This is a genomic window from Agaribacillus sp. DX54, from assembly GCF_056858335.1.
On sequence record NZ_JBXEQE010000040.1, the window covers coordinates 37,501 to 54,898 of the forward strand.

Genomic DNA, 17,398 nt, shown 5'->3' on the forward strand with positions numbered 1-17,398 from the left:
GGTCACTTATTTTTTATGTCTAATGAATTACAGTATTGCATTTGTGAAAATCAATAATTAAAAAAGAAATGCGAAAGATTAAATTTCACTACAGATCCATTATCATGGTCTTGACATCAATAATTTCCCCTATTTTATTCTGCCAATGCGCAGATGGGCAGCCTGTAGTGCATGTATACTGCCACGAAGCCAATGATCTTTACAATGTATTACAAGCGGGCAGTAGCGTTAAGCCAATCAGGTATAATTCAATCGATCAGCTATTGTCAAAAGCAGAGGACGGGGCATCGGTAATGATCCTGGCCGATCGTTACCCAAAAGAACGGATCCGGTTATCACAAAATAATTTTGATGTAATAAAACGAAAAGGCATACGGTTTTACATCGAATATGCTGATGGATTACCGGGGATTGAAACAGAAGAGGAAAATATGAAGAACAAATACAAACGGGCAATCGTCAATTCCTCATTTTTTTCAGGGAGGCCCGATAGCCTAGCCATCCTGGCCATCAATGGGTTGACCTATGTCCCGGCGAATGTGGCCAATGCACACATTGTGGCAGGGAGGGTAGCCGGGTTGGATTATGCGATCTACGGATTACCGGAAGAAACCTCACCGCTACTTTTCCGGATGCCTGGGTATTCGGGACTGGTGGCCACAACAAGCCTGAGCCGGTTTGTAACAGGACGCTATGCCCCTCGGCAGGAATGGAAGGGTATTTGGAAGGGAATACTCCAATATGTTCTTCCGGATAATCCCATTGACCAGCTTACATGGACACCTGTAGTAGAAACCACCTTTGAAAAAAAACAAATACTGCCGCAAAATTACCAAAGGAAAAGCATAGAAAGAGGGATCAACTGGTTCTTTAACGCCAAAATGCTCATTCCGGATAACTATAACGATGTGATTGAAAATGCTTTAAATCCAAAAACAAATAATGGATATATACCCTGGGATGAAGCTATACCTGCAGGAGATGGAAGCAAAGGGGTTTTTGAGGGCATTTTTTCAAAAATTGATGAAAGGGGAAATCAACCCATTGCTATTGTGCGCAGGGGTGACTGCACGGCAGAAACGGCCATGGCATTTGCCGCAGCAGGCAAAGTACTGGGGCTTGAACAAAACTATGAAATTGCCAACAACCTGCTTGACTTCTACTTGAAAAATTCGCCGGCTACCAAAAATGAGTATGGCGATCCCAATCACGGGGCCTATGGCTTGGTTGCCTGGGGTTTGGAAAACTATGCGTGGTACAAAGCCAACTACGGCGATGATAATGCACGACTTCTATTGGGGGCTTTGGTTACTTCTGCAGTTACCGGAAAAAAAGATTGGGAAGAAACATTGATGAGGCTTCTGTTGGCGCAGGTGAGAACTACGGGAAAAAATGGTTTCAGAGGGGGCAGGATCGATCTGCCTGATCTCAAAAAAAATGGTTGGCAACATTACTATAACAGGGACATCATCAACATATCTCCACACTTTGAAGCCTACCTCTGGGCCTGTTTCTTATGGGCCTATGACAAAACAGGTGATCCGATTTTTCTGGAACGAACAAAAAAGGCTATAAAAACCACTATGGAAAATTATCCTCATGGTTGGAAATGGATGAATGGCCTTGCACAAGAACGGGCCAGGATATTGCTGCCGCTTTCTTGGCTGATCCGAATCGAAGATACCGAGGAAAACCGAAAAATGCTCTACAAGGCCATTGATGGTTTACTGGAACTACAGGAAGAATGCGGCGCAATCAGAGAGGAACTTGGAAGGATAGAAAAAGGTGTATTTCCCCCAACCAGAAAAAATGAGGAGTACGGCTTGCATGAAGCTCCCTTGATCGCAAAAAATGGCGATCCGGTCAGTGATTTGCTGTACACCACCAACTTTGCTTTTCTCGGCCTGCATGAAGCTTACTACTCCACAAAGGATAAACGCATAAAAAAGGCGGTGGACAAGCTGGCAGAATTCCTTTGCAGAATACAGGTTAAATCCGAAAATCATCCTGAACTGCATGGAGGATGGATGCGCGCCTTTGATTTTGAGCGCTTTGAACATTGGGGGTCGAACGCAGATGCCGGTTGGGGAGCCTGGGCGATAGAAAGTGGCTGGACACAGGGTTGGATCACAACCGTGCTTTCACTTCGCGAAATGGACACCTCAGTCTGGGATCTGACCAAAGGATCTAAGGTTGGAGAACATCACAAAGCCTTGAAAAAAGAAATGCTTCCCGGCAAATAAGATCCGGGATATCGCAAACAAATAAAGAGCCAATGACACCGAAAAAGTTACAGAAAAAGCATCTCGAAGCATTAAAAGGGATCTATCGGGCAGCGCTTTTCGATGATCTGGTTCCCTGGTGGGAGAAACACTCGGTGGATAGAGAGAACGGAGGTTATCTGACGCGCCTGAACCGGGACGGCAGCGCTTATTCAGGCGACAAAGACATGTGGATGACCGCCCGGCAAATCTGGATGTTCAGCCACCTTTACAATCATCATGAACAAAAGGAGGCATGGAAAAATTTAGCAAAACACGGTCTGGACTTTATGCTAAAGCATGCATTCAGAGAAGATGGAAAAATGTACTTTCGACTGGACCGTCAGGGTAAACCACTCTCGTCGGTTTTGAGCCTTTACACCGAGGTGTTTGGCGCAATGGCAGTCGCGGAATATGCCGGTTTATCAGGAGATCAAAGGTTAAAAGAAAAAGCCTATTCCATGTACGTTTTTTTGTTGTCCAGGCTGGGACGGCCCTCAGATACCCCGCTTTTGGGATATCCTCTTAACAGAGAATTTCATTTGCATGCCCATGATATGTGCCGTATCACCGTGGCCAATGTGTATAATGATCTGTGGCCAGATGAAAAATTTGAAAGAGATATCACCATGTCCGTTAATTCTATTCTTGCACGCCATTGGAAACCCGATAAAGGATATTTCTTGGAAAATGTGGCCATGGACGGGTCTGCCATGTTTGATTTACCGGAAGGCAGGCTTTTCCATCCCGGTCATGCCATTGAAAGCGCCTGGATGATGATGGAAGCCGCCAGAAAAAGAAATGACCAGGCCTTAATGAATACATCGATAGCTATTACCCTTGCGTCATTAGAACACGGTTGGGATAATGAGTTCGGGGGTATCCGGTACATGACCAATGTGGATTGGACTCCTACACACGAGCTGGAGGCTGACTTAAAACTGTGGTGGCCCCATGGGGAGGCACTTTATGCGCTGTTATTGTCATGGTTGCATACTGGCAGGGAAGACCTGAAAGCCTGGTATCAGAAAGTACATGATTATACATTCACCCATTTTCCTGATAAGAAATATGGAGAATGGTACGGTTACCTCAATCGCGAAGGCAGTCCTGTTTGGCGTGCCAAGGCCAACGGCTGGAAAGGCTTTTTTCATGTGCCCAGAGTATTATTCAGGTGTTACCAATTGTTAAACACTAAAGCCGGCATATGACCGATACTATTGAAAAGAGGGCCAATGATACCGGTAGCGCCCGCTTCCTTGCATTAGTGTGCTTTGTTGCCTCCCTTGGGGGCATACTCTTTGGTTTTGACACAGCGGTTATCTCCGGCACAGTTTCCATGGTGGAAACACAATTCAGCCTGGATAAAATAGCCGTGGGATGGTTTGGAAGCTCAGCCCTGGTAGGGGCGATACCAGGCGCTATGGTGGCAGGGGCATTGAGCGATCGTTACGGCCGCAAACCGGTGTTGATTGCTTCAGCCATATTGTTTTTTCTCTCGGCGCTGGGTTCTACTATACCCCCAACGTTTGAGATGCTTATTCCTGCCCGCCTGATTGGTGGGTTCGGTATAGGAATGGCCTCTGTTGTAGCGCCATTATACATATCAGAGTTTTCACCTCCCAAAGCCAGGGGCCGGTTAGTTGCCCTTTACCAAATATCGATAGTTGTGGGCATACTGTTGGCCTACCTCTCCAACTGGTGGCTGCTGGGGTTTTCGCAAAACCATAAAGGCGTCTTCGGTGATTCCGGAATATTGCATCAGGTGATGGTATCTGAAGTATGGAGGGCCATGTTCGGAGCCGAAATGATCCCTGCAACGTTGTTTTTCCTTTTGCTGCTGACCATTCCTGATAGCCCCCGTTGGTTGATCAAAGAAAATAAAGAGGACGAAGGTTTTGATATATTAAAAAAGGTAAGTGGAGAAACAGCAGCCAAAGCGGAGTTAAAAGCCATACATGACTCCATAGCAAAAGCTCAGGGAAAATTAGTTGAATTGCTCAAACCGGATTTACGGCTGCCATTGATAGCTGGTCTGGGTTTATCCATATTCGGTCAGTTCACAGGGGTAAATATTATTGTTTATTACGGCCCGGACATACTCCGAGATGCAGGATTCAATTTTGATAATGCCCTGAAATTCCAGGTAGCCATTGGCCTGATCAATTTGGTTTTTACTGCCCTGGCCCTGTGGAAAATCGACACTTGGGGACGCCGAAAGCTTTTGATCGGAGGGATGGCCTCGGTATGTGTATCCCTGCTAATAATTGGCACTTTGTTTTCCATGTCCGGAGCGTATGGAATATGGATAGTAGTTATGTTATGTGTTTATATGGCCAGCCTTGCTTTTTCTATCAACGCAGTCATATGGGTATTGCTAGGCGAGATTTATCCCAACCGGTTAAGAGGGCGTGCCATGTCCATTGCTACCTTTGCCAATTGGGCCACCAACTTTGCCACAGCCTTTATATTTCCCTGGTTTGTGGCACAAATAGGTATGAATGCCGGATTCTTTGCTTTTGCAGGTTTTTGCCTGGTGGCAACCGTTTTCTTTCACCGGTTGATCCCCGAAACAAAAGGGAAAAGTCTGGAAGAAATTGAACGATATTGGTACCATATCAAAATAAAATCAGGGACTAACAGGGGTACGTAACAATACAGAAACAGTCCTTTTGAACTATAATGACAAAATTGATGAGTCACTGTTTTCCGATGGTTCATAGTCGAATAAAAACGGCCATAATAAATTGGCTCTACTAATTTACTTTCAACTTAAATTATAGGATCGGAATAGTGAAATAAATATAGTGTACTCCGTTTACCCTCGCTTTTGCTTCATAAAATAATCCGAAGGTGTACTCCCTGTAAACTTTTTAAATACCGAAGCAAAATAGTTGGATGATGAAAAGCCAAGGGAAAAAGCCAGGGATTGAATAGATTTATATTGACTACTGTAGCTTTTTGCAAAATCTATTTTCTTCCTTAAGATAAATTCTCCGGGGGGGATCCCCACTTCCTTTTTAAAGCGGTGTTTAAATCTCGAAGTTGATAGGTTACTCAGGTCTGCAAGCCTTTCTATTGATAAGTCGTCCGGCAAATGATTGCGGTTTAGTTACCATAGAAAGTACAGAAGCCTTAAAACCTGATCCTCTCAATAAGCTATGGACTCCCATAGAATTAATTAAAGCATTTGAAAGCACTTATAAACGGTATAAGGATAAGAAAAAGCTTTACGTCGGGATAATACGGATTGTCGTCAGAGCGCATGGCAGATTCTGCATTATTCTATTCAAAGACAATGCATGTTAAATAAGGTTTAAAATTGATGAATTTTTTTAATTAGATTGACCTCCTTTTCGCAGTGATTCTTTATTTTGGTGCTAACGAGTCTTGTCTCAAAGTTCATAAAATTTTTTAATAAAAACAGCCAGCATTTTTGTGAAAAACCGTTGGCAATCTTAAAAAAATATTAAATATGCCCCGACCAAAAAACAAAACCGAGTTGATAGACCTCGGTCACAAAAACTACGAAAAGTTGCTTAAGTATGTCGACTCTTTTACAGAAGAAGAAGTGCATGCCGAATTTCCACAGGGAACCTTGAACAGAAATATCAGAGATGTTTTGGCACATCTCCACCATTGGCATTTGATGGTGTTGGATTGGTACAAAGTCGGTATGGCCGGTGATAAGCCCGACATCCCCGGCAAAGGATATACCTGGAGAACACTTCCGGGTCTTAACAAGGAGATACAGGAGAAATATAACAATACGGATTTGAAGCAGGTAAGAAAGTTGTATGACGATTCATTTAACGAACTGCAAAAAATCATTGAAAAGCATAGCGACGAAGAGCTTTTTGAAAAGAAAAGATATAAGTGGACGGGGACAACCTCTCTTGGTGCATATTTCATAGGGGCAACTTCAAGTCATTATAACTGGGCATATAAGCTGATAAAACGGTGCAAAAAATAGTGAAAACTGCGATTTGCTAAAACTGCTAAGTCAAAATTATTGCCAGGATTTGTAGCGGAATCTCATATGATGATTCAGGTCATTGAATGTTTTAGGGTTTATTAACAATTTGCAAAGTATAAACCTAAATAAGTTCCTAAAATCATTCATCATATTAAGTATTACCGGCTTTACAGGCCGACTGAAAATGCATAACAACCAATGAACACCTGGTCTAACATAGAAATTTCGCCTGAAGATCCGGAGGTTATCGAAATAGATGAGCTTGAAAAAACGTTGGGGGATCTGACTCCTGAGGTCAGGCAAATTCGTGAGCTTATTACAAGATTTGAGGTGTGTCATTTTAAATACCAACATCATATTGAAAATGTTAAAACTTCAATCTTACAACTAAGGCTAGGCATCGACCCACAAAAAATAGGCGCAAATCATATTAAAAACGGGCAAGATGCCTGGAAAAAGGATGAAACGGGGCGGAGTTTGTCAGGACAAAAGTATTTGTGGGCGTTAAGTCATTGGCTTGATGATAGCGCACAGGTCCGGGATCCGGGTGGGTATGATGAGGAACCAGGTTTACAAATCACAAAATGGCTGGGCGAATAAACGCCCGATAAAGAAAGATTGGTGCGTTTGTTATTGGCAAGGTTGCTATGGGACTGGAAATCACTGGAAGAATTGCAGTCTGGCGGAGAATATAAGGAGTTTGAGTCGCAAATTTGCCGTATGGACATTTGTCATTACAGTTTTCCCGCTCACCTTGACTTGCTGTTGCAGGGAATTGGCGGTTTGAAACCGGTTGAGCCATTTGAGGGATGTGGTTCATTTAATTCAAATATCAAAACATTTATTGAAAAAGAGTTTTCAGTAGTGAATGATTCGCTTAAATCTTTAGCAAAAGCCAGTAAATCGGATAAAAATGAATTAATCAAGGTTTGGCTATTTGCTTGTTTGGCCAAAACTTTGAAGGAACAGGTTGGATTGGCACAACCGATACATATTTATAGTAGATTAAAAAGTGATGAAAAGATCTTGTAAAGATCCGATCTTTGATTTAAAGATTTTAATCTAAGTGCCTATGGCCTGTTAAATTGTTTTGGGCAGTGATAGAAATCATGGAAGTTTTGTCAACGAATCTGCTTATTTGGAAATATGCAACCACACCATAAAACACTCGCCTGGCTTTTGGAAAAGGATAATCCTCCGGTTCGTTACCTTACCTTAACGAATATCCTGAAAAAGTCTTCTGACACCTCGGAAGTTAAAGATGCCAAGTCGCAAATCAAAGAATATGAGGTTACTCAGAGAATACTGGATCATTTTCATAACTTTATAAAAGATGACGACCGGGCATCCTGGAAGTACAATGGAAAATATTGGCAACTCATATTTCTTGGTTATTTTTTGGCTGATGGTAAATATCCCAAGGTTGCGGAACTAGCAGACAATATACTCAATAGCCGTAAATGGATCTCCAAAACGGGTATGCAGTGCCTTACAGCAAATATCTTGCGGGCACTGGTGCAGTTGGGTTATGATGATCACCCAGTGGTGGTTGCAGAAACAGCAACTTTGGCCGAACGCATTTTGGATGATCATGGGATAAAATGTACGATGATGGATTATAGCCTGCTTCCACGTTGTCAAATGGCACTTCCAAAATTGCTATTATGCTTTGGACAGGTTCCTCAGGAAAAGAGGACTCCTGTTATCAGCCGGGCCATTGAATTGGTCACCAAATCATTATTGCAGAATAAAATACACGAATACGTTCCCGGCAATCGCAAGAAATGGCAGGCAGTATTGGCTACAGCACCAAAACGTTCGGATCTATCCGGGGGTCAAAAGGCAGTCAAAGACTGGGTTTTTGATCAAAAAGAGGCATTCATTGCATCAAATGGAATAGGACATAGAGATCCGAAGCCCGGCTGGCTAAAGTTTGGATTTCCATCACATTATAATTCGGATATACTGGAAGTTATGTATGCATTGGCACAAGTTGGTGCACCTATGAATTCGCGACTCGAAAACCCACTTAACATCATTGAAAACAAAATGAACCAGGACTTTACCTGGAATATGGAAAACTCATTAAATGGCAAAATGCTGGTAGATGTAGAACAAAAAGGAAAACCCAGCAAATGGATCACCTATGCTGCGATTTATGTGTTGAATCATTTTGGCAAGCTTGGCAATATTTAACCAATAGATATAGTAGCCTACTGATATTGAATTTTTTACAAAAATACCTCTACCAAAGTAAGGAAATTTCCTAATTTATTTTTTTGGAATTACCTCTATTGAAAGCCCTGGAATAAGCCCCTAATTTTACGGAATAAATTGAAATTCCATGAGCGTTATATATAATTTAAGCAAGGGCAAGGTAGTGACTTATCTTTTGATTTTGGTAGCTGCCTTTCTTTTTTCCTGCGTTTCCGACAAAGATATTTCCCCTCCGGATAAAGCAAAGGAGGGAATAGAAGGATTGACGATCAACGACAACTTCAAATACGAAACAATTCAGGCCACAAACATTAATGTAACGGTCTCCATAGGGGAAAACCCCCTCGCAGGTGTGCCGTTGGTGATTTATACTTCCGCTCCGGCGAGTTTGTATAATGAGGATCCCAACATAGGCGGGGGTGTACTTGTTAAAGGCATAACCGATGAAAATGGGTTTTACCAATCAGACATACATCTGCCCGCCTATTTGGAAGAAGTATATATACAGACCGATTTTATCGGGATTCCGGATGTCACCGTGGCCCCGGTGAACAATAGAACTGTTACTATAGAAATTAATGATCAGAAAAGCGCTGCCCAGGGGAGGATAAATCAAAGCTATCCGGACAACTATTCGACGGCGCGAATAAACAGAGAGTACTCATTTTTAGGGAATTTTAACAGCCAGGGTGTACCTGATTACCTGGAATTAGAATCTGATGAAATAGATGCAATATTCCTGTACGACGTTAACCAGTCGTTACCGGAGAGAAATCCTGTTCCGCAGGCCCACCCTGAGTACCTGGCTGAAGGTGCCGAAACAGACGTTAAATTAACCTGAGTTCGAGGTACTATGATGCTTTATATTGGCAAGATGAGTTGTTTTGTGTCATTTAACTGTTTTTTAAGCGAAGGCTTTTTCTCAGAAAAGTTATAAGCTATCAATGCTGCAAATATATTGTTAAAGAAGTTGGCGTGGCTTCTATGTCTGGAGTGTTCTACTTGAAAGATGTTTTTCAATTGGTCTATGATGGTCTCGCAAATTGCCCTTTTTCTTAATAAAATAGCGTCCATTACCGTGGTGATAGACTTAGATTTCATGTTCCTTTTCAATTTAGTTACCAAGTGTATACCTCTAAAGAATAGTTGGCTAAATAATTCTTTACTAATATAGCCTTTATCACCAAAAAGTTTACCGAATAGTTTTTTGATAAACCCTTCCATTTTCAGTGGTTTGCGATCATCTGTATTGGCAGGGGTAAGCATAAAATCAATGATTTCCCCGGTCTCAGAGGTAATAATATGTAATTTAAAGCCATAGAACCAGCCGATCGAACAGTGGCCCCTTTGTGCCAATCCATCAAAAACTTTATGAGAATGGATACGTCTGTTGTGGCAAACCCTAAGCGGAGTACTATCAATGAAGCTGATCCCGGTACACTGACCAGTAGCCATTCTCTTCAGGTAAATAGCTAAGGAGACCAGGCTATCTCTTTTTAGCTCTACCATTCTATTATAACTAACCGTATTGGGGAAGTAGGATCGTAAATGCTGGCAAACATACCCATTGTAAAATGTCTTAAAATTTCTATAACCGGAGAAATGGAATAACACCTGGATAGTCATTATCTCGGATAAGTTCAATTTAGAAGCTCTCATACGCCTCTTGTTGCTGATCAGCCTCTTTTGGAAAGTGGGCAAGAAATCTAAACAAAAATCATCGATAGAACAGAAAATTTCAGTAATTTTAAAACTAGATAGCATAAGCAGGTATTTAGATAATATATTGAATTGCAACACTTTAATATACTAAATCCCCGCTTATTTTTGTTAATAATCAACTCAGAATTATATCGAACTCAGGTTAAATTAAAGGAGAAAGCCGATATCTGGGTAACGTTTGTGCACGAGGGTGCAGGGTATCGCAATGTACTGGGATTTTACACTTATGATATTGACAATCCACCTGCTACACCAGATGATATCACTTCACTTAATGTTATTTTTCCGAATACATCTTTTTAACGGAAGCGGCGGCGGATTGAGCTCAGGCGATAAAGTGAAACTTGGAAGATTTGAGCCCGGAACCGGCATTGGCTGGTTTATCGTAGCCAATGGATGGAATGGAAGCTCGGTGGGTGATGGGAAAAATATCTTTTACTCAAATCCGGACTTCAATCCGGAAACCGACCCATCTCTGAAACAGCACAACGTTTTGCTCAAAGATGATGGGAGAAACCTTGTTTTATTGGGCCTTGAGGACTTGAAAAGAGATGTAAACAGCGATGAAGATTTTAATGACGCGGTGTTTTATATCACCGCCAGTCCTTATTCTGCTATTGACGGGGGTAACCTGCGAACAGTTACTTCCGATCAGGAGGATTCCGATGGGGATGGTGTAGTAGATGTTTTTGATGACTATCCGCAGGATATTGATAAAGCATTTGACAATTATTATCCGAATGAAAATGCCTTCGGTACGCTCGCCTTTGAAGATCTATGGCCTAAGAAGGGAGATTACGACTTTAATGATCTGGTGGTAGATTATCAGTTTAACCAGATTAGCAATGGCAACAACGGAGTGGCGGAGGTTAATGCAAAGTTTGTTGTTAAAGCAATTGGAGCAGGATTCAAAAATGGTTTCGGATTTCAAATGGATCTGGCATCCAACGAAGTTGCCGGGGTAACCGGGATTTCCCTTAAAGAAGGTTTTATTGATTTAAATGCAAACAATACCGAATTAGGTCAGCAAAAGGCCACTATTATTGTTTTCGATAATGCCTACGATATCTTAAGACATCCGGGTGGAAATCAGAAATTTGTTAATACCGAGCTTTCCGGCACACATGTCACTCCGGATACGCTGAATATAAACATCAGGCTTTCCAGCCCACAATCCGTCGCCAACACCGGATTGGCGCCATACAATCCATTCTTGATCGTGAACAAAGAGCGTAGGAAAGAAGTGCATCTTCCGGGTTATGCGCCTACTTCTTTGGTAGATAATCAATATTTTAAAACCGGTATTGACAATACCGATTTAATTGGTGGAAATTATTATAAATCCAATGGCAACCTTCCCTGGGCCATCAATTTCCCAGAAACCTTTGATTATCCTATTGAGCAGGCAGACATTCTCTCTGTGCATTTAAGGTTTGGAGAATGGGTGCAAAGTGACGGATTCAGCCGCCAGGACTGGTACCTTGATGTGTTTGGGTACAGAGATAGCAACAAGATATACAGGCCTTAATAATGGAATTAAAGTATGGAGAATTAGTAAATTTCAGCCGATCCTTTGACTGAAATTTTACCATATTTTTCAAAATCATAGGCGATTTCCCAGTGCGCGGGAAGATCCTCCAATTCGTCCCATAGTTTTGCCCATGCAGGCTCCTCATCACTGCTGGCGGCCTCGGTGGATGCAACAGCGAGTGCTTTGACTTTAAGCTGAACGCCTGTTTTTTCGACCGAATTGGGTGGAACAGTTACTGTAATTTTGTCGGGGCTAAAACTAATGTGCTCTCCCTGGTCAAATATCACCGTCACTTCCATCGGCACCTCATGAGCGTTGAAGAGCCGGATATCGAATGACTCATTGCCGAGTGGTTTCTCATCGTCAAAATCCTTTTCAATAAGTACCGACTTACGTTTTAAGTCCATTGTTAAGTAGTTTTCAACATCTTCGCGACTGAAATCGTCATCCCAGATTCCTTCCAGCATCAGATTGGCCATAACGGGGCCTTCATCTGTCATCGTCACCCATAACACATGGTCAAACTCACCAAAGATTGGCCCGCCTAACCTGCTGCCTCCCCCGGTTGTGGCCAGTGTAATATATTTGCTGTTGTTTCTGGCCCGGTGCGTATATCGATGAATATGGCCTGCAAAAACGGTGTGTTTGCGTCCCTGGAGCATTGACTCTATTGCACTCCAGCCGCTTTTTTCAATCTCTTGTTTAACATCTTGATCCTCACTTTCCTGAGCCAGCCACACAGGTTTATGCAAAAAAACCATCGTCCAGCGAACATCCGGGTTGTCGGCAAGTGCTTGCTGAACATATGCCCGCTGCTGCTCAGAAAAGAATGAACTGCGGTGTGCATCCAATCCCTCCTCGCTATTAAGGCAAAGGAACAACACGTCGTGATAGACAAAATGATAATAAGTCGATCCAAAGCGCTCTTTCCAGATGTCCTCCATTACCTTATTGGTGATGTCATGGTTGCCGACGACATAAAAAAACGGCATGTTCAGGCGGTTTACAAATTCATCGAATTCATCCCATTGCCTTTTAATTTCATCAACGTCTTCGGTGTACCCCTGGATCAGGTCACCGACACTTAACACAAATTCCGGCTGCAGGAGATTGACCTTTTCCACCCCTTGCTCAAAGATACCGGGGCGCATACCGCCGGTGCGATCGGTAACCACCACAAATTGGAAATTTGTGGGATCGTTGTTCCATTCCAGGTTTGTCCAGGGATTGGTTGGTGCAGATTGATCGATCTTAGCTATTTCAGGTGGACTTTGGGATTTGCAGCCTGATAAATTGCATAGAACCACGGCAAGAAGTACAGGCAAAAAATTAAAAATATTGCTTTGAGTTGGCATAGGTGTATTTCGCATTATATATCTGGTTAATTTCTGGGCGCTTAGTTAAAACTTTTCAGGATTAAAAACAATGTGTTTTTATTGACAAATCTTTAAGAATTCAATTTCTGGATTCATAGCATGCCTCAAGAGCCATCTCATAACTGCCGGGTTATAACATTTGTCTGCTTAATTGCCATCTAAAATTCTTTACAACAAGCCATATAAGTCTTATCTTTGAATCCGGGCACCACCCAATTTTGCGGGATGTAGCGCAGCCCGGTAGCGCGCTTCGTTCGGGACGAAGAGGCCGCTGGTTCGAATCCAGTCATCCCGACGAACCACTAAATAGGTGGTATCAAAGCACTGTCAACTGACTGATTGACAGTGCTTTTTGTTTTTATTGTATTCAATTGAATTCATTTAAAACCATATAAAAGGTGTAGAGTTCGGTGAATGGTTCGGTACGTTCATTGTGCATAATTTAGATAGCGTTTGACGCTGTTCAAGGGTGTTTTGCAAACCTGTTTTGTCAAACCCAAAAGTTATGTATTATGCGCAATTCCAACACTTTAAAAGTACTTCTCTTCACGCGGGACATTTCAAATAATCCCCAAAAGTTGACCATTTATGCCCGTATCACCGTCAATGGGAAGAGGGCAGAAATCAGTCTGAAACGATATGTTTCGGTGAATGAATGGTACGAAAACAAGGGAAGGCTCCATGGTCTGACCAACAGGGCTCGTTTGTTGAACAGCTACCTTGATGAGGTCTATGCTGCAATCATGGACACCCAATAAGGTGTTGTTGCGGGAAGAAAAGGTGATCACGGCACAGGCCATTAAGGCCCGTTATCTAGGGCAGGACGAGCAACACAATACCCTTCGAGAACTTATTCAATACCATAATGATACCCAAAAGGGAATACTCCGAGCGGGAACGATGAAGAACTATTATGGGACCAAAAAGTATCTCCTTCGTTTTTTGGAATCCAAATACAAACTCCCCGACATCCGATTGAAACAATTGAACTATAAGTTTATTACCGATTTTGAACACTATCTACTGAACGGCCCGGAACTGCAAAAGGGAAAGAAGTGTACCAATAATGGGGCCATGAAACACTTAGAGCGTTTGATGAAAATGGTCAAGCTGGGCGTTAAGTTGGAATGGTTGGAGAAAGACCCCTTCATTAACTATAAGCTCAGATTTCATAAAACTGAACGAAGTTATCTTACGGAAAGGGAACTTAGGCACATTGAAGAAACGGATTTCACTGGAGCAGGTTATGAAAAGGTCAAGGATGCTTTCCTTTTTGCGTGTTATACAGGCCTATCCTATATTGATGTCCGGGAACTTGAAAAGAATCAATTGGTACTTGGTATTGATGGAAACCAATGGATCTATACCAAGAGGGAAAAAACATCGGAAAGTGTAAAACTGCCCTTATTGCCCAAAGCAAAAGAAATCATTGAAAAGTATTGGGACAGTCCAGAGACCGATACAAAAATACTACCTGTGCTCTCCAACCAGAAGACAAACAAATATCTAAAAGAGATTGCCAAGGCCTGTGGTATTTACAAAACCATATCCTTTCATTCAGCCAGACACACTTTTGCAACAACGGTAACCCTTTCCAATGGAGTCCCGATAGAAACAGTTTCAAAAATGCTCGGCCATACCAAACTGTCCACTACCCAAATCTATGCAAGGGTATTGGAGCATAAGATAGGGGAGGACATGCAAAATCTGATAAATCATATGCAGACCAAAAAAGCAGCCGAAGGATGATCAGGTAGTATTTATTCGGTCCCGCTTGCGGGACGTAGGAATAGCAAGAGGGTGATGCGCAGATTGCGCCATTACGGTTGTTTTCGGGTATTCAACACGTTGAAAACCAGTTAACTGGGATGATTTAGGGATACTGTACAAAAAAGGAGGTTACAGTAAATTTTTGCTAAATCTACAGTAAACCCTTTGGGAAGCCCTATAAACACGGGAAATTTTTGACGAAAAAAATGACGCAATTTGACGAAAAAACAAAATCGCACCTATGGAAAAGCAATCTACAAACGGCAGAACAAAGAAAGGAGTCGGTGGTTATTCCAACATCACGGTAAAGAAAGAAACGGCCTTGCGCTTTCACACTTATTCCAAAAAGTTCAGCAAATCACATAGTGAGGTATTGGATGGAATGATACGCCACTTCAAGGAGAACCAACTTGATCCTTTTGGAGAGGGAACAAAGATCATCCTTGACAGTATCAAAAAGATGGAAGTGAGGATGATGAAAAAATTTGATAGGATCATAGCCATTATCAAGAACATGGAAAAGACCAGTATCCGGCCCACCTATGAAATGGTGCTCATTCTTTACGAGGCCTATGTAAAGGATGGGAGGAAACCGAGACCTGAACCAGTCAAAATACAGCAAGAGCGAATGGATTTTTTGGAGCCAAGGAATACCGTTCCAAAAGTGGATCATGATAGAATACTGCGAGAATTCAATGAATATAAAAAACACTGCAATGAAATCCTCAACAGCGTTGAAAAGGTGGAGCCGATGATGGGAAAGCCCTATCTAAAAATCAATATGGACATCGGAGACTTTGAAAGCTTGAAATACCAATTAAAATAGCAACCATGTACCTTACCATATCAGCACAGAAAATGGGCGGCACCTACAACTCCAGTGTAGGGAACTATGTGGACTATCTGGAAAAGGAGAACGAGGATAGGTTACCCGAACAGAGGGAGGAATTCTTTGACCAAGAAAACGATAGCCTAAGTCCTGAAAAGGTCATCGAGGAAATAGATGCCTATACCGCCAAACTGAGACAGAAGGACCCGAAATTCTATTCCATAGTGGTAAGTCCCAACAAAAGGGAGCTTAAGGCCATAGGCAATGACCCCAACATGCTAAGGGAATATACAAGAAAGTTCAATCGGTTGTCTATATTAATTGAAAAGGGCGCCACATTTCAATTGAAAAAGGTACCAGTTACCAATGCTTAGTTTTGTGATTTTTTAAAGATCCCAAAACCTAACAAATGATAACCATGAGTACTAAACAAAAAATAATATTACGCTATTTCAGAGATGGTCAATCACAAAGACAGATATCCCGTGAATTACACATCGGTCGCAAGAGGGTAAGGAAATATATAGAGTCCTACCGCCGGATACATGATCAAGCAATGCTAAAAGGCTCAGTAGAACATGAAGAGCTGATAGACTCCATAGTGGCGCCACGCAGGTATGATTCGAGCAACAGGGGCAAGCGCAGGCTTACCGTAGAGATCACTCACCGTATTGACGGGTTTGTTCGGGAGAATGTTCGTAAGCGTCAGAGCGGCCTTCATAAACAGGTGATGAAAAAGATTGACATTTATGAGGCCTTGCAATCGGAAGGCTTTCAGATTGGCTACACCACTGTATGCAACTACATCAGCTATAAAAGCCATCAGCTTAAAGAAGCTTATATACGGCAGCAGTACCTTCCTGGCGCTGTTTGTGAATTTGACTGGGGGGAGGTAAAGTTGCAGATAAACGGACGACAGCGCAGCTATTACCTGGCCGTATTCACCTCAGCTTACAGCAACTACCGTTACGCAGAGTTGTTTGAACGTCAGGACAGCATTAGTTTTCAGCAGGCCCATGTGAACTTTTTTCGACACCTGGGGGGCGTATACCATCAACTGGTCTATGACAACATGCGTGTGGCTGTGCGCAGGTTTGTGGGGCCCACAGAAAAAGAGCCTACCGAAGCCTTGTTACAACTGGCTACCTATTATACATTCGACTACCGTTTTTGCAATGCAGGCAGGGGCAATGAAAAGGGTCACGTAGAGCGCAGCGTAGAATACCTTCGCCTTAAAGCCTTCAGCAGGCAGGAAAGCTTTTTAACCCTTCAGGAGGCTAACCAGTGGCTTATAAGCCGTTGTGTACAGCTCAATGGCTCTCGCAGCCAAACAGCCATGGTGGACCAGGAAAGCAGCCACCTGTATGCGGTGCCGGCCCCGTTTGAGTGTTGTAGTCTGGAACAATGCCGTGTGGATAAATATGCAACGGTGACTGTAAGCAGTAATCGTTATTCGGTGCCCGACCATCTTGTCGGTAAAATGATTGGTGTTAAAGTCTATGCCCGGCGGGTGCGGTGTTATGCTGATAAGGAAGTAGTGGCCGAACATGCGCGCTGCTTTGGTAAGCATGAGTGGATCATTGAGCTGGGGCACTATCTTGAGACCCTTCACAAAAAGCCCGGGGCTCTGCCTGGCAGTGTGGCCTTACATCGTGCCGATAAGGCCGTTAAGGAAATCTATACGGATCACTTTAAGGATACCCCGCGTGATTTTAT

Annotated in this window: 17 protein-coding genes and 1 tRNA gene; 15 read left to right on the forward strand and 3 right to left on the reverse strand. The window is 42.6% G+C overall.

Annotation, left to right across the window (positions count from 1 at the left end; translation table 11 throughout):
* Positions 1 to 68 precede the first annotated feature (68 nt).
* From AC04NP_RS27045 to AC04NP_RS27055, 3 genes are read left to right on the forward strand one after another with little or no spacing between them, the layout of a single operon-like run.
* Positions 69 to 2,243 (forward strand): hypothetical protein, encoded by a 2,175-nt coding sequence (locus AC04NP_RS27045; RefSeq protein WP_482863201.1) that lies wholly within the window; start codon positions 69 to 71, stop codon positions 2,241 to 2,243.
* Between the two features lie 32 nt (positions 2,244 to 2,275).
* Positions 2,276 to 3,472 (forward strand): AGE family epimerase/isomerase, encoded by a 1,197-nt coding sequence (locus AC04NP_RS27050; protein ID WP_482863202.1) that lies wholly within the window; start codon positions 2,276 to 2,278, stop codon positions 3,470 to 3,472.
* Complete coding sequence (locus tag AC04NP_RS27055; protein ID WP_482863203.1) at positions 3,469 to 4,914, forward strand: sugar porter family MFS transporter; 1,446 nt, start codon at positions 3,469 to 3,471, stop codon at positions 4,912 to 4,914. Before AC04NP_RS27050 ends, AC04NP_RS27055 begins: the two co-directional genes overlap by 4 nt.
* A 165-nt stretch (positions 4,915 to 5,079) precedes the next feature.
* On the opposite strand, the gene AC04NP_RS27060 is transcribed toward AC04NP_RS27055, so the two are convergent.
* Positions 5,080 to 5,358 (reverse strand): helix-turn-helix domain-containing protein, encoded by a 279-nt coding sequence (locus AC04NP_RS27060; protein WP_482863204.1) that lies wholly within the window; start codon positions 5,356 to 5,358, stop codon positions 5,080 to 5,082.
* Positions 5,359 to 5,736: 378 nt separating this feature from the next.
* Between AC04NP_RS27060 and AC04NP_RS27065 the strand changes: the two genes are divergently transcribed.
* From AC04NP_RS27065 to AC04NP_RS27085, 5 genes are all read left to right on the forward strand, one after another.
* Positions 5,737 to 6,234: a ClbS/DfsB family four-helix bundle protein gene (locus AC04NP_RS27065; protein ID WP_482863205.1), complete on the forward strand. Its 498-nt coding sequence runs from the start codon at positions 5,737 to 5,739 to the stop codon at positions 6,232 to 6,234.
* A 201-nt stretch (positions 6,235 to 6,435) separates the two neighbouring features.
* Positions 6,436 to 6,837 carry a hypothetical protein gene (locus AC04NP_RS27070; RefSeq protein WP_482863206.1) on the forward strand — a complete coding sequence of 134 codons (402 nt, stop codon included), beginning with the start codon at positions 6,436 to 6,438 and terminating at the stop codon, positions 6,835 to 6,837.
* Between the two features lie 120 nt (positions 6,838 to 6,957).
* Positions 6,958 to 7,269 carry a hypothetical protein gene (locus tag AC04NP_RS27075; protein ID WP_482863207.1) on the forward strand — a complete coding sequence of 104 codons (312 nt, stop codon included), beginning with the start codon at positions 6,958 to 6,960 and terminating at the stop codon, positions 7,267 to 7,269.
* 114 nt (positions 7,270 to 7,383) lie between these two features.
* Positions 7,384 to 8,433, forward strand: coding sequence for a hypothetical protein (locus tag AC04NP_RS27080; protein WP_482863208.1), 1,050 nt, complete (start codon positions 7,384 to 7,386; stop codon positions 8,431 to 8,433).
* Positions 8,434 to 8,581: 148 nt separating this feature from the next.
* Positions 8,582 to 9,295 carry a hypothetical protein gene (locus AC04NP_RS27085; RefSeq protein WP_482863209.1) on the forward strand — a complete coding sequence of 238 codons (714 nt, stop codon included), beginning with the start codon at positions 8,582 to 8,584 and terminating at the stop codon, positions 9,293 to 9,295.
* 20 nt (positions 9,296 to 9,315) lie between these two features.
* Here AC04NP_RS27085 and AC04NP_RS27090 read toward each other — a convergent pair whose 3' ends face one another.
* Entirely contained in the window at positions 9,316 to 10,218 is a 903-nt protein-coding gene (locus AC04NP_RS27090; protein ID WP_482863210.1) for an IS982 family transposase, read from the reverse strand.
* Between the two features lie 232 nt (positions 10,219 to 10,450).
* Between AC04NP_RS27090 and AC04NP_RS27095 the strand changes: the two genes are divergently transcribed.
* The gene (locus tag AC04NP_RS27095) at positions 10,451 to 11,704 is read left to right on the forward strand and encodes an LruC domain-containing protein (protein WP_482863211.1); all 1,254 of its coding nucleotides are present in this window, start codon (positions 10,451 to 10,453) and stop codon (positions 11,702 to 11,704) included.
* A gap of 23 nt (positions 11,705 to 11,727) precedes the next feature.
* On the opposite strand, the gene AC04NP_RS27100 is transcribed toward AC04NP_RS27095, so the two are convergent.
* Positions 11,728 to 13,077 (reverse strand): metallophosphoesterase family protein, encoded by a 1,350-nt coding sequence (locus AC04NP_RS27100; RefSeq protein ID WP_482863212.1) that lies wholly within the window; start codon positions 13,075 to 13,077, stop codon positions 11,728 to 11,730.
* A 227-nt stretch (positions 13,078 to 13,304) separates the two neighbouring features.
* Here AC04NP_RS27100 and AC04NP_RS27105 point away from each other — a divergent pair.
* From AC04NP_RS27105 to istA, 6 genes are all read left to right on the forward strand, one after another.
* Positions 13,305 to 13,378 (forward strand) — tRNA-Pro (locus AC04NP_RS27105).
* Between the two features lie 217 nt (positions 13,379 to 13,595).
* Complete coding sequence (locus tag AC04NP_RS27110; RefSeq protein ID WP_482863213.1) at positions 13,596 to 13,841, forward strand: Arm DNA-binding domain-containing protein; 246 nt, start codon at positions 13,596 to 13,598, stop codon at positions 13,839 to 13,841.
* Positions 13,807 to 14,832: a site-specific integrase gene (locus tag AC04NP_RS27115; RefSeq protein ID WP_482863214.1), complete on the forward strand. Its 1,026-nt coding sequence runs from the start codon at positions 13,807 to 13,809 to the stop codon at positions 14,830 to 14,832. The genes AC04NP_RS27110 and AC04NP_RS27115 overlap by 35 nt, the downstream gene beginning before the upstream one ends.
* A gap of 262 nt (positions 14,833 to 15,094) precedes the next feature.
* Complete coding sequence (locus AC04NP_RS27120; RefSeq protein WP_482863215.1) at positions 15,095 to 15,679, forward strand: BfmA/BtgA family mobilization protein; 585 nt, start codon at positions 15,095 to 15,097, stop codon at positions 15,677 to 15,679.
* A gap of 5 nt (positions 15,680 to 15,684) precedes the next feature.
* Positions 15,685 to 16,056, forward strand: a complete 372-nt coding sequence (locus AC04NP_RS27125) for a DUF5712 family protein (RefSeq protein WP_482863216.1) — start codon at positions 15,685 to 15,687, stop codon at positions 16,054 to 16,056.
* A 44-nt stretch (positions 16,057 to 16,100) separates the two neighbouring features.
* A partial coding sequence (gene istA, locus AC04NP_RS27130) for an IS21 family transposase (RefSeq protein ID WP_482863217.1) occupies positions 16,101 to 17,398 on the forward strand: 1,298 nt, incomplete at its 3' end.

What these genes read in the sequence shown, in the direction of transcription:
- AC04NP_RS27085 (WP_482863209.1), top strand. Translation starts at nt 8,582, where the DNA reads ATGAGCGTTATATATAATTTAAGCAAGGGCAAGGTAGTGACTTATCTT.
- AC04NP_RS27110 (WP_482863213.1), top strand. Translation starts at nt 13,596, where the DNA reads ATGCGCAATTCCAACACTTTAAAAGTACTTCTCTTCACGCGGGACATT.
- AC04NP_RS27075 (WP_482863207.1), top strand. Translation starts at nt 6,958, where the DNA reads ATGGACATTTGTCATTACAGTTTTCCCGCTCACCTTGACTTGCTGTTG.
- AC04NP_RS27065 (WP_482863205.1), top strand. Translation starts at nt 5,737, where the DNA reads ATGCCCCGACCAAAAAACAAAACCGAGTTGATAGACCTCGGTCACAAA.
- AC04NP_RS27120 (WP_482863215.1), top strand. Translation starts at nt 15,095, where the DNA reads ATGGAAAAGCAATCTACAAACGGCAGAACAAAGAAAGGAGTCGGTGGT.
- AC04NP_RS27050 (WP_482863202.1), top strand. Translation starts at nt 2,276, where the DNA reads ATGACACCGAAAAAGTTACAGAAAAAGCATCTCGAAGCATTAAAAGGG.
- AC04NP_RS27100 (WP_482863212.1), bottom strand. Translation starts at nt 13,077, where the DNA reads ATGCGAAATACACCTATGCCAACTCAAAGCAATATTTTTAATTTTTTG.
- AC04NP_RS27080 (WP_482863208.1), top strand. Translation starts at nt 7,384, where the DNA reads ATGCAACCACACCATAAAACACTCGCCTGGCTTTTGGAAAAGGATAAT.
- AC04NP_RS27115 (WP_482863214.1), top strand. Translation starts at nt 13,807, where the DNA reads ATGAGGTCTATGCTGCAATCATGGACACCCAATAAGGTGTTGTTGCGG.
- AC04NP_RS27055 (WP_482863203.1), top strand. Translation starts at nt 3,469, where the DNA reads ATGACCGATACTATTGAAAAGAGGGCCAATGATACCGGTAGCGCCCGC.
- AC04NP_RS27070 (WP_482863206.1), top strand. Translation starts at nt 6,436, where the DNA reads ATGAACACCTGGTCTAACATAGAAATTTCGCCTGAAGATCCGGAGGTT.
- AC04NP_RS27090 (WP_482863210.1), bottom strand. Translation starts at nt 10,218, where the DNA reads ATGCTATCTAGTTTTAAAATTACTGAAATTTTCTGTTCTATCGATGAT.
- AC04NP_RS27095 (WP_482863211.1), top strand. Translation starts at nt 10,451, where the DNA reads ATGTTATTTTTCCGAATACATCTTTTTAACGGAAGCGGCGGCGGATTG.
- AC04NP_RS27125 (WP_482863216.1), top strand. Translation starts at nt 15,685, where the DNA reads ATGTACCTTACCATATCAGCACAGAAAATGGGCGGCACCTACAACTCC.
- AC04NP_RS27045 (WP_482863201.1), top strand. Translation starts at nt 69, where the DNA reads ATGCGAAAGATTAAATTTCACTACAGATCCATTATCATGGTCTTGACA.